We start from the raw sequence: 12,406 nt of genomic DNA on the forward strand, positions 1-12,406 counted from the left end.
AAAACACTCTATCATTTCAGACATTCACTCATTCAAAATTCAATAATATGACCGAGACATTAGATATAAAAATCACTAAAGCAAATGAAACCCGTTTGGCTGTTACTGATTTTTCGCAATTACCGTTCGGTAAGGTTTTTACCGATCACATGTTTACTGCCGACTTCGAAGATGGCGAATGGAAAAATTTACAGATCCTTCCTTATGGCCCAATTCCGATGAGCCCGGCAATTTCTGCACTTCATTATGGACAGGCAATTTTCGAAGGATTAAAAGCTTACCGCCAGCCGGATGGAAAGATTAGCGTATTCCGTGCCGATAAAAATTTCGAGCGTTTTAACAAGTCAGCGGCAAGGATGTCGATGCCTGGTATTCCAGAGGAAGTTTTTATGCAAGGTTTGGCTACATTGATTAATGTTGATGAAAAATGGGTGCCCAACCAGGAAGATTATGCTTTATATATCCGCCCGGTAATGTTTGCAATGGATCCGTATTTAGGTGTTAAGGCATCAGATACTTATAAATTTGCTTTGTTAACTACACCAACCGGACCATACTATAGCAGCGCTTTAAAAGTTAAAATCGAAACTGAATTTACACGTGCAGATGAAGGTGGCGTTGGCTTTGCTAAAACTGCCGGAAATTATGCCCGTTCGTTATACCCTTTCGAACAAGCTAAAAAAGAAGGTTACGATCAACTGATCTGGACAGATTCGGTAACACACGAATTTATTGAAGAAGCCGGAACAGCGAATTTACTTTTTGTAATTAACGGTAAACTGGTTACTCCTTCTGTACGCAGTACGGTTTTAGATGGCGTAACACGCGATACCATTATCAAACTAGCGAAAGATGCTGGTGTTGAAGTGGAAGAACGCAGGGTTTCTGTTAAAGAAGTGATCGAAGGAATCGAAAATGGTAGTTTAACTGAAGCTTTTGCTGCAGGAACCGCTGCTACGGTTACACATGTAGGCGAAATGGGTTATAACGGGCAGATTTATAAATTAACCGATCCTTCAACAAGGCACATTTCTAATGGCATTGCTAAAAAATTAAACGATATCCGTTACGGTTTAGTGCCAGACGAGTTTGGATGGAACTGGGTTTTGTAATAGAAAATCCTATATAAAATAAGAAACCCCGGTACAGCAGATGTATCGGGGTTATTTTTTGTTTCATTTATGGGTTTCTAATCCTCGGACGACGGACTTTCCGTCTTCGGACTTATTTGTCTAAAATTACCACACCTTTAGCCTCAAATGCCAGCTCTTTTTTAGGATCGGTAATTTTTGCTACTTCTTCAGGTGTTTTTTTTGCATCTTCGGCATAGTGGCGTAAAGTTTCTACTGAGATGGTTTGTTTCTTTGCCAAACCATCTAAAACTACTTTTTTGCCTACAATATCCATTGGCATAAAGAAAGCATAATCTTTAAAGGTTACCCGCATCGGATCACCATTTGGCATTTCCAAAGTCATCCAGCATCCTTTTTTCTTACACACATCTACCACCTTGCCTTCAATTTTCATATCGACAGTTTTTTTGTCGCCCATGGCGGCTTCCATTTTTGCTGCAGGTTTTACATCTCCTGGTTTAACTTCCTCTCCAAATTTTTGGCCGGTATAAGCTGTTTGTGCAAACGCAAATGCCACAAACAGGCAAAAGCTTACACTCAAAATGATCTTTTTCATCGTCTATTAATTTATAATTGTTCTGGTTGCTGCCTTAACTCAAAGTTATTTAAAATTTTTCTAAATCGTGAACTGCAAAAAAAATCCTCGCTGGTTTTCACCAACGAGGAAATCATCCCATTTTCGTAAAGATCCCATGTCGTGATCCAGACAGTATTTACAAGGCAAAGCTCAAACCAAAACTTTTATTTCTAGTTGATTTGTGTTTAAGTCATTAATAATCAGTTATTTATGTATGTGTCGGCAATTGTGATTAAAATTCGGTGAATTGTGGAACTGTGGAATTTTATCGTCTATATGGGGAATATTGTTGATCTGTTTCCCCAAATGTGTTACCTATCCAAAACAAGGCTGTTCGCCTGTTGCAATCGAAACGGTTTTTGATCGATCTCAATTTCCAGTAACAGATTACCCTCTCGCCTTTAGAAATAATTAATTATTAGGCATATAGTCGATGGGTAACAGGTCTCCAAGGCGCAGATTGGCCCAATATCCTTCTATTTTTAAACTCAAAGGGTTAATAATTACTCCATTCCAGTCAAAAAAAACATCGTTATCAATAATGGAAATCAAACTTGCCATCTTATTCATTTCAGAAGAAGGAATAAAAGATTCCTCAATGCGTGAACTGTTAGATTTATAGGTTTTTCGAAACCTCTTGGGGATCTCCTTAGTATAAGTAACATACAATGAATTTTTAAATTGGCATGTATCGCATCTGAATTTTATTCTGCCATTTAAACCGGGCACGTTTATAGCCTCCCACTTATTAATATAGTTAGTGTCGTTGTTTATTTTAAGTGAGTACGTGCCTTTTTGATCAGTTAGCTGCACGATCTGTTTTGCGCTTAATTTTGTAGTATCTATTACTTCAATATACTGGGGTTGCCGAAGCATTCTATTCCATGACAGAAGTGAATCTTTGTCTAAGCCGTATAAGCGAATTTTTTTTTTGATCAGCGTATCGGGTGGGCGAGACTTATTTAATGATCGTGAATCTAAAGCCACAAAGAAACCCGGTTCTTCCTTGTTAACGATGTTTCCGAGAACAGAACGGAGAAAGTGTTGTAATGAACTTGCGTATGCTTCAAGGCGTTTTTGATGCCAGTTTGATTGTTGCTGATCATTTCCCTTCATCGGTTCAAATAAGGCATAGCCTATATATGATATAAGTTCCGTTTTCTCATTCCGTTCAAAGTCTTCGACCAAATACTTCAAGCGATATCCCAGAGCTTTATTCTCGATTATCATAAAATCCGATGTATAGCCGGTAAGCTTTTGTTCTTTTTCATCGTATCTTACCCGGATTACTTTGGGATTAACGATACGGCACTGCCTTCCAAATTTCGAAGTGCCTAATATCTCTCGCATAAACATATTGAGATATTTACTGTCTACTTTTCTGGGAATCGTAATTTTGACTTCATTTAAAGACAGAGTTTTTTCTTCTATGCCAATCGTGGGTACTTTTGTATCTGCCTGTATTGATATTGGAACTTTATAAGTTTTAAAACTTAACATTGATACGATCAGTTCATAATGGCCGGGACGCACATTACGGATTGTAAAATCACCGTGTTTATCTGTTTTTGTTCCATAACTAGTCTTATCTACAAATACTGTTACGCTTTCTAAAGGTTCATTATCTGCCAGATTTATTACTTTACCCGTCATTGTAAACTGAGCAAAAGTCAGATTTGAAACTAATAAAATGAATAGGGTTAAAAAGGTGGCGTTAACTTTTTTCGAGACCATCGTTTAATATAGTTTTAACGTTTTTTACGGAAATATTTATCCAAAAACTAGGCTAAAAACCTCTTCTATTTTACTTACCGCTTTAATTTCAAGATTATATTTTTCTATTGCAATACCTTTTAAATTATATTTAGAAATATAAATGGTTTCGAAGCCCAATTTATCAGCTTCCGCAATCCGTTGTTCAATTCTGTTTACTGCTCTTATTTCTCCTGATAACCCTACTTCTGCCGCAAAGCAATTCTTGGAAGAAACAGCAATATCCTGGTGCGATGAAATAATGGCAATTAGCACCGCCAAATCAATTGCCGGGTCTTCTACCCTTATTCCTCCTGCAATATTCAAAAAAACATCTTGTGTACTTAGCCTAAAACCACAACGTTTTTCTAAAACGGCTAATAGCATGTTCATCCTCTTGGTATCAAAACCTGTGGCCGATCGCTGAGGCGTTCCATAAGCTGCCGAGCTTACCAATGCTTGTGTTTCAATTAACATCGGTCTGGCGCCTTCTAAAGTGGCGGCAATGGCAATTCCACTGAGTTCTTCATCTCGTTGCGAAAGTAAGATCTCTGAGGGATTGGAAACCTCTCTTAAACCACTCCCCTGCATCTCGTAAATACCCAGTTCCGCGGCTGCACCAAAACGGTTTTTAATCGATCTTAATATCCGGTAAACATGATGCCTGTCGCCTTCAAATTGCAAAACGGTATCAACCATGTGTTCCAATATTTTCGGACCTGCAATAGCGCCATCTTTGGTAATATGGCCGATGAGAAAAACGGGTACCCCAGTTTCCTTTGCAAAGCGTAAGAGCTCAGCGGTGCATTCCCTAACCTGCGATACGCTGCCAGGGGTTGAATCGATATGGGCAGAATGAAGCGTTTGGATAGAATCTACAACCAAAATCTCTGGTTCTAAAATTTCGATCTGTTTAAAAATATTCTGCGTGGATGTCTCCGTTAAAATATAACAGTTAGACGATGGACTTTCCTGGATCCTTTCTGCCCGCATTTTAATTTGCTGCTCGCTTTCTTCTCCAGAAATATAAAGTAGTTTTTTACCTTTTAAATTTAAAGCCAGTTGCAACATTAAGGTTGATTTTCCGATCCCGGGTTCACCACCGATTAGCACTAATGATCCCTCTACCAAACCACCACCTAAAACACGGTCGAGTTCTTTATCGCCGGTTAATATTCTCCGCTCTGTTGACGACTGTATTTCATCAACCTTACTTGGTTTGCTTAATTTACGGCTTGATGTATCACTTTTCCAGGTTGGGACAGATGCGGAACTTTTTTCTACAATTTCTTCTACAAAGGTATTCCATTGGTTGCATGATGGGCATTTACCCAACCACTTTGCCGATTCGTAGCCACAGCTCTGACAGAAAAATGCACTTTTTGATTTTGCCAATTGATTAAAATTTAGATTACGAATTTAACCTTTCTCGCTTAAAAACCCCGCAGGTTTAATTCGCTGTTTTATTATTTTCAACGGTCTCACTGAAGGCCGCCGCTTTTAAAACCTGCGCGGTTTAAAACGCAAAAAGCCCGGACTTTTAAATCCAGGCATTAGGTTAATGTGTTTTGAGTTATAATTTAATCTCTTCATCTTTTGCGGAGATGAAATGGAACTCATTTAAATAATACGATGATTGTGCCTTCACTTTAATCCATTGGCCATATTTAAAGAACCAACGGCGTTGAAGGTTGAAAATCCCTTTTGTAATATAAGCTTCTATGTATGGGTGTACACAAAGTGTTACGCCTTTTTCATTCTGCTCTCTTAAAATATAATTAAGGTTGTTCTCAATATCATCCATTAAAACGATACTCGCTTTAATTTCTCCCGTCCCACCGCAGGCCGGGCATTTTTCTACCGTAACAATATTCATTTCCGGACGAACACGTTGTCTGGTAATTTGTACCAAGCCAAATTTGCTCGGAGGCAAAATGGTGTGTTTGGCTCTATCCAATAACATCAGCTCACGCAAATAATCGAATAGCATTTTACGGTTTGTTGGTTTGTGCATATCGATAAAATCGATTACCACAATACCGCCCATATCGCGCAAGCGCAATTGACGGGCAATTTCTTTAGCCGCCTCTTTGTTTACCTGTAAAGCATTTTCCTCCTGGTTTTCTTTACTGGCAGTACGGTTTCCACTATTCACATCTATTACGTGAAGTGCTTCAGTGTGCTCTACAACCAAGTAAGCACCACCTGGTAAGTTTACTGTTTTTCCGAAAGCATTTTTAATCTGCTTTTCTATCCCAAAGTGATCGAAGATGGGTTCTTTCTGTTTGTACAGTTTAACGATTTTTTCCATTTCCGGAGAAATATCGTGTACATAAGAACGGATATCATCGTACAACTCTGGTGTACTTACGTAAACGTTTGTAAAATCAGGGTTCAGAATATCGCGGATTAACGTTGATGATCTGTCCATTTCTCCCCAAACTCTTTTTGAAGGTTCGGTAGAAGGCACTTTTTTAATGAAGTTTTCCCATTTAGCAATTAAATCTAAAAGATCTTTTTGCATTTCGGCAACCCCTCTGCCTTCAGAAACAGTTCTGATAATTACCCCAAAATTTTGAGGTTTAATACTTTCGATAATCTTTTTTAAACGATTACGTTCGGTATTACTTTTTATTTTTTTTGATACAGATATGGTATTGGAGAATGGCACCAGTACCACATACCTGCCGGCAATCGAAATGTCGGAACTTAAACGTGGTCCTTTTGTAGAAATTGGTTCTTTGGCAATTTGTACAGGGAGGAGCATGTTTTTACTGAGCACATCAGAAATTTTGCCTGCCTTGTTAATATCGGCTTCTAGCTTTAAATTATCTAATAATGTGCCTGTAACCGAGCCATTACGCTTGATCTTCGTTAGCTTAATTAAAGATTGCACCTGAGGGCCCAAATCAAAATAATGCAAAAATGCATCTTTTTCATAACCAACATCCACGAAAGCAGCATTCAAGCCGGGCATAATTTTTTTAATGCGGCCTAAATAAATATCGCCTACGGCGTAGTTATTATTGATTTGTTCTTTGTGAAGCTCAACAAGTTGTTTGTCTTCAATCAATGCTATGGTAACTCCGGCAGGAGTCGAATTGATAATTAATTCTTTTACCAACAGCTACAGATTTAAGGCTTTCGCCTATTAACAAATGGATAGTAAATAAAAAACATTGATATAGCCTCCGCCTATATAATTAAAAATCATATAAATGGTTTAAACCTCATAGTGTTTACTATGAGGTTTAATTAGCTTAATCAAAATAAGAAACTATTTTTTCTTATGTCTGTTTTTTCTTAAACGTTTTTTACGTTTGTGCGTAGCCATTTTATGTCTCTTTCTTTTTTTACCGCTTGGCATAGTTTTAAGTTTTAAATGTTTTTATTAATCTGTTAATTAATTTTTATTCTTTAGTTCAGCCACCTTCTTATCAAGAAAAGAAGATAAGGTTGGGTTAGCCGCTAATTTTTTGCTTGATAAGTAAGCATTTACTGCTTCTTTATTTCTGCCTAAATTTTCTAAAGCTGTTCCTAAATAAAAATAGGCTTCAGGGGTCGGAGCAGCAGCTATTACCGTATTAAAACGGGGAATTGCTTTGTCGAACTGACCTGATTTTATGGAGAACAATCCTAAATTCATATTTGCCTTTACATTTTTAGGTTCTTTAGCCACCACCTCTAGCAACATTGCAATACCTTGCATTGGTGCACCCAGGCCATTTACTATCGTTACACCTAAGCCTGTTTTGGCTTCAATGTTTGTAGAGTCTTTCTCTAATGCGTTTTTATAAGATGTATTGGCTTTCTGCAATAAAGCAGGCTGAGCGATACTATCTTGTGTACTTTCGAAGGCTTTTATAAATTGATTGCCAGATGCCAACCATGATTTTGATGATGGCTCAGCCTGTGCAACAACTTCTAAATAAAGTGCCGATGGAGTGATTTGCTCTACATCGTCCCATTTCTGGGCCAGTTGTTTTGCAAGCTCAATCTTTTCAGCACCGTTTGCGCCTTTGTAGGTATTTTCTAAAGCTGTGATATCAGTAGCCAAATTCTTATTGATTACATTTTTTGCAGCCGTAGATGAAGTTTCGATGTTTAGTGCCGACAAAGTTGACGAAGAAGCTGCTCCGGCCATTTCGCCACTCGCAGGCATTTTGCCATTTTCTTCTGTTGGTTTCACTAAACCCTTAATGTCTCTTGTAAATAAAAATGCAACAAGCAATACAATCGCTCCAATAATAATGGTTTGTTTTGATCTGATGCTGCTATTCATATCGGTAAGACTTAGGCTTCTACGTTAATTTTTTTTGAATTGCTTTTCACTTTGTCAACAAATACTTTTGCTGGTTTAAAGCTTGGAACAAAATGCTCTGGGATAATTATTGCAGTGTTTTTTGAGATGTTTCTCGCAGTTTTTTGCGCTCTCTTTTTAACAACAAAGCTTCCGAAGCCTCTAACATATACATTTTCACCGCCAATCATGCTGGTTTTGATAACCTTGAAAAATGCCTCAACTGTTTCCTGTACATCAACCTTCTCAATTCCGGTTTTTGTTGATATTTCTGAAATAATATCTGCCTTAGTCATATTTTATTATTTATTATATTATTGTGTTTTAATATTACTACTGTTTTGGGGTTGCAAAAGTATTGCTTTTTAATGAGATAGGGAAATAAAAGATGATTTTTTTATCTCCAGACTTATCAGCCAATTGCAAGTTTTTTTTTAATCGGATAAATAGACCGTAATTTGCAGTAATGACATTTCAAAATGAACTCATCAATTGGTATCTGATAAACAAGAGAGATCTGCCCTGGAGGCATACTAATGATGCTTATACCATCTGGTTATCAGAGGTTATATTACAACAAACAAGAGTAGAACAAGGTCTTCCATACTTTAATAAATTTTTAGCGAATTTTCCAACCGTTTCCGATTTTGCCAGTGCTACCGAAGCGAAAGTTTTGAAGCTTTGGCAAGGTTTGGGCTATTACTCCAGAGGAAGGAATATGCACGCTACCGCACAAATCGTGGTAAGGGATTACCATGGAATCTTCCCAAATCTTCACGATGAGCTGATAAAGTTGAAAGGAATTGGCGAATATACGGCCGCTGCAATCTCTTCTTTTTCTTCTGGTGAGGCCCGGGCTGTGGTAGATGGAAATGTTTTCAGGGTTCTTTCAAGATACTATGGGATTGACACAGCAATCAATTCTCCGGCGGGTAAAAAAGAGTTTTATGCCCTGGCAAATGAACTGCTTTACCAGGATGATCCTGCATTATATAACCAGGCCATTATGGAGTTTGGGGCCATACAATGTAAACCCAAATCGCCCAATTGCACTATCTGCCCGCTCAATCAAACCTGTTATGCTTTTAATCATCAACTGGTAAACACCCTTCCGGTTAAAATAAAGAAGGCGGCACAAAAGCACCGCTATATTAATTATTTGGTTTGCTTTAATGATGAAAAGGTGCTCATCAGAGAAAGGCAGGCAGGTGATATATGGCAGCATTTATACGATTTCCCGAGCTTAGAGACTATTGAGGCATACGGATTAGATCACCCGGTATTTATCGAACAGATAAAAGGTGCTTTTGGAGAAGATGTAGATTTTGAGTTTGTCAGCAGTAAAAAGCACTTATTAACACACCAAATAATCCATTTGCAATTTTTTATATTAAAAAATTATATATTTAACTTTAGTAAACAAAAGGAACTTAATTGGGTTTCTTTAAATAAGGTAGATGAGTTACCGCAGCCAAAAGTAATCCACGATTTTATCCAAGAATACTTTTATAAGCAAAAAATGGAGTAACTAACCATCTTAGCGGTGCACATTTACAGAACGAAACAACTAACCAAAAATATTTATGTCTGGGATTAACAAAGTTATTTTAGTAGGCCACTTAGGCAAAGACCCTGAAGTGCGACATTTAGATGGTGGCGTAACAGTAGCCAGTTTTCCATTAGCTACATCGGAAACATACAACAAAGACGGTAAGAGAGTAGAGCAAACAGAGTGGCACAATATTGTGTTGTGGCGGGGATTGGCCGAGGTAGCTTCTAAATACCTGCAAAAAGGTAAACTTGTTTACATCGAGGGGAAACTGAGAACGAGATCCTTCGAAGACAAAGAAAAGGTTAAAAAGTATGTAACGGAAATTGTTGCTGAGAATTTTACCATGTTGGGCCGGAAAAGTGATTTTGAACAGAGTCCAACTACACCAACACATCAAAGCTCGGAGGCTAAAATCGAAGACGAATTTACAATCGGCCCGTCTGATGAAAGTGGAGATCTTCCTTTTTAATTTACACGCTGATTACTACATAAAAAAGCTACCTGGATAAGAGGTAGCTTTTTTTGGTTAAGCCCATATTCAGATGTTGCCAAGCAGGTCCTGTTTTAAGGTTAACGAGAGCTTTAAATGAACTTTTTAATGGTTTACATCGTGCGCGCCTACATGATGACGCCCAGGGCTTAATACGCCTTTTAGGTGTGCATTGTTTCTGATGGACGCTAAATTACGATCTGAGGATAAACAACACTTGAAATGCTACTGTTTCTGGTAATAAAAAGGCAAAAAAAAATCTCCTGGTTTTTTGAAACAGGAGATTTTAAAAAAGAAATTAAAGTGATTAATTAATCTTTGTATAATAAATATTCAGTTTCAACTTGTTCGTAGTTGAGCTGGAAGCTCCGATAATTGCTCTTTCTGCAGAAGTTGCAGTAGGTATAGCCTGAAAATCAGTATAAGATGTTGGCGCAAGGAATGTACCATAATCTTCTATGGTTTTATCAATTATGCCTTGAACATAACTCGTTATGGTAAAAATATAACGGTTTTTTAAGGCATCAAAATAACCGCCAAATAGTGCGTCTCCGCCTGTGCTACCTGTAAAAGTAGTATAATCAGGAATACTTCCTGGTTGATGTGCAATATCCCAACGGTATAAGGAAAGTCTTTGTGAAGCATTGAAAGGATACACAGGTGCTCCATCACCTAACTCTACTACTAATTCTGCTTTGTTCACAATTACTTTTCCATAGGTGCTTGTAAAGTTTAACAACTCAGGGAAAGTAAGTTTTGTTTTTACACCAGCCAAACCTTGTAAATAAGTTACATCATATGAAGCTGTAGGGGCTGAAATTTGGGTTTGTATAGGCGTACCGGTATAATCGTGCTTAATGTTTGCTGCTATGCCCACAGTTTTACTGTTTGAATTTAATGCACCTACCGGGAAGTTTACCGTTGCTGTATCTATTCCGCTAGAGGAGTTGACTTTTTTCCAAACCAATTGTAAGTAAGAGTCTGTACCCGTAAAATTAAAGAAGCCGATACCCCCAACACCAGTTGAGGATGTTTTGTTTACCTTTGCATACAAGCCTTTAAAAGCCTCGATAAATTTTGTATCTGTTGCTGTTCCTGCTGTGCCAAGATTTAATATATTGGCTTGTATAAACGCTTTGTTTAAAGGAATTCTGATCTGTGCGGGAACGGTTTTTAGGGTGTCTTTGCCTGCTATAACATCAAAGACCTTAGTTTTAGTATTTGGTGCCAATTTGCCGGTAAAATTCCCTAACAAAGTATTGTTGATTGCCTGCACATCCGAACTTTTGTAGTTCTCAACTTTGTTTGTCAGTTGAAAAACATCAATACTATATTTAGAATTGATCGTATCGCCGTAAAACTTGGTTATGGTGCTGGATTCATCAAATTTTAAAACCAAAACTGCCGAATCGAGTACTGGAGTTGTTCCAAAATCGTAACTTGTACTTACCGGATAAACCGTCATGGCCAGGCCAGCTTCTGTTTTACCAAAAACTGGATCAGTCATGTAGCCTAATGGATAACGGTTTAGTTCTGAGGTAATCGCTGGTGTTTCTTCAACCAGTTGAGATTTTACATCAGACACAACCAGGGTTCCGGTAATTGCGTTACCCGGATCAACATCTAAACCAACACCATCGGGGTTTTTACATGATGCAAAAAGAAAAAGACCTATCAACAGGGTTAATAAGTCTTGTTTTGTAAATTTCATATTTAAAATAATAATACCTAATTAAGCAACTGAAACCAATTCATCGTTTGAAATTTCTTCATAAAAAGTATAGAAGTTTTCAAAATTCTCGGTTAAGTTAAAAGCTAATGTTGGCTTATTGGAATCTTTAACAAATTTTAACACATCTTTGTTCAGGTTTTCGTCTGCTAAAACTACTGCGTCTGAGTGTGTTATCGCGCCAATGTGCATACTGTCGCAATCAGATGGTAAGAATGCTTTTGTATCCTCTTCCGTCATGTTTGCCATTACGGCTTTCTTCGCGAAATCAGCATTTAATTTTTCTGTAAAGCCATCCTCATAAATAGAATAAACCACTTTCGAATTTTTAAAAGTAGGATCGTTTTTATAAGTTGTTTTAATGTAAGCAGGTACCAATGCGCTCATCCAGCCATGGCAGTGAACGATATCTGGTGCCCAGCCTAATTTTTTAACCGTTTCTAATGCACCTTTGCAGAAGAAAATGGTGCGTTCATCATTGTCGTCGAAAAATTTTCCGCTAGCATCTCTAAATACCTGTTTGCGTTGGAAATACTCTTCGTTGTCTAAGAAATAAACTTGCATGCGTGCAGCTGGGATGGAGGCTACTTTAATGATTAAAGGGTTATCATTGTCATCAATAATGATGTTCATTCCCGATAAGCGGATTACTTCGTGTAAACGATTTCTTCTTTCGTTGATATTACCAAATTTTGGCATTAAGATGCGGATTTCGAATCCTTTCTCTTGCATTGCCTGAGGTAATTGGCGCGTGATTTCAGAAATTTTAGTAAGCTCGAGGAAAGGCGACATCTCGTGTGTAACAATCAGCAGCTTCGTTTTTGCCATCTCCATATTCTAAGAAAATATTAAGTTAAATAAAAGATAATGAGC

Annotated in this window: 11 protein-coding genes; 3 read left to right on the forward strand and 8 right to left on the reverse strand. The window is 37.7% G+C overall.

What is annotated here, in order from left to right:
- Positions 1–47 precede the first annotated feature (47 nt).
- On the forward strand, positions 48–1,112 hold the full coding sequence (locus R2S57_RS19325; protein ID WP_316846582.1) for a branched-chain amino acid aminotransferase: 1,065 nt from the start codon (positions 48–50) through the stop codon (positions 1,110–1,112).
- A gap of 112 nt (positions 1,113–1,224) precedes the next feature.
- Here R2S57_RS19325 and R2S57_RS19330 read toward each other — a convergent pair whose 3' ends face one another.
- The 6 genes from R2S57_RS19330 to R2S57_RS19355 form a co-directional block, all read right to left on the reverse strand.
- A complete protein-coding gene (locus R2S57_RS19330) occupies positions 1,225–1,689 on the reverse strand; it encodes a DUF4920 domain-containing protein (protein WP_316846583.1) in 465 nt (154 codons plus the stop codon).
- 432 nt (positions 1,690–2,121) lie between these two features.
- Positions 2,122–3,444 (reverse strand): carboxypeptidase-like regulatory domain-containing protein, encoded by a 1,323-nt coding sequence (locus R2S57_RS19335; RefSeq protein WP_316846584.1) that lies wholly within the window; start codon positions 3,442–3,444, stop codon positions 2,122–2,124.
- Between the two features lie 36 nt (positions 3,445–3,480).
- Complete coding sequence (gene radA / locus R2S57_RS19340; RefSeq protein WP_316846585.1) at positions 3,481–4,857, reverse strand: DNA repair protein RadA; 1,377 nt, start codon at positions 4,855–4,857, stop codon at positions 3,481–3,483.
- Positions 4,858–5,035: 178 nt separating this feature from the next.
- The gene (locus R2S57_RS19345; RefSeq protein WP_316846586.1) at positions 5,036–6,586 is read right to left on the reverse strand and encodes an Rne/Rng family ribonuclease; all 1,551 of its coding nucleotides are present in this window, start codon (positions 6,584–6,586) and stop codon (positions 5,036–5,038) included.
- Positions 6,587–6,865: 279 nt separating this feature from the next.
- Positions 6,866–7,744: a tetratricopeptide repeat protein gene (locus R2S57_RS19350; RefSeq protein ID WP_316846587.1), complete on the reverse strand. Its 879-nt coding sequence runs from the start codon at positions 7,742–7,744 to the stop codon at positions 6,866–6,868.
- Between the two features lie 11 nt (positions 7,745–7,755).
- The gene (locus R2S57_RS19355; protein ID WP_025143406.1) at positions 7,756–8,058 is read right to left on the reverse strand and encodes an HU family DNA-binding protein; all 303 of its coding nucleotides are present in this window, start codon (positions 8,056–8,058) and stop codon (positions 7,756–7,758) included.
- A 170-nt stretch (positions 8,059–8,228) separates the two neighbouring features.
- On the opposite strand from R2S57_RS19355, the gene mutY reads away from it, so the two are divergent.
- Positions 8,229–9,290 carry an A/G-specific adenine glycosylase gene (gene mutY, locus R2S57_RS19360; RefSeq protein ID WP_316846588.1) on the forward strand — a complete coding sequence of 354 codons (1,062 nt, stop codon included), beginning with the start codon at positions 8,229–8,231 and terminating at the stop codon, positions 9,288–9,290.
- 55 nt (positions 9,291–9,345) lie between these two features.
- Positions 9,346–9,783, forward strand: a complete 438-nt coding sequence (locus R2S57_RS19365) for a single-stranded DNA-binding protein (RefSeq protein WP_316846589.1) — start codon at positions 9,346–9,348, stop codon at positions 9,781–9,783.
- Positions 9,784–10,111: 328 nt separating this feature from the next.
- Here R2S57_RS19365 and R2S57_RS19370 read toward each other — a convergent pair whose 3' ends face one another.
- Both R2S57_RS19370 and R2S57_RS19375 read right to left on the reverse strand, forming a co-directional pair.
- Positions 10,112–11,515, reverse strand: coding sequence for a DUF4270 domain-containing protein (locus R2S57_RS19370; protein WP_316846590.1), 1,404 nt, complete (start codon positions 11,513–11,515; stop codon positions 10,112–10,114).
- A gap of 21 nt (positions 11,516–11,536) precedes the next feature.
- The gene (locus R2S57_RS19375) at positions 11,537–12,361 is read right to left on the reverse strand and encodes a glycogen/starch synthase (protein ID WP_316846591.1); all 825 of its coding nucleotides are present in this window, start codon (positions 12,359–12,361) and stop codon (positions 11,537–11,539) included.
- Positions 12,362–12,406 lie beyond the last annotated feature (45 nt).

This window comes from Pedobacter psychrodurus (assembly GCF_032678585.1).
Classification (GTDB): domain Bacteria; phylum Bacteroidota; class Bacteroidia; order Sphingobacteriales; family Sphingobacteriaceae; genus Pedobacter; species Pedobacter psychrodurus_A.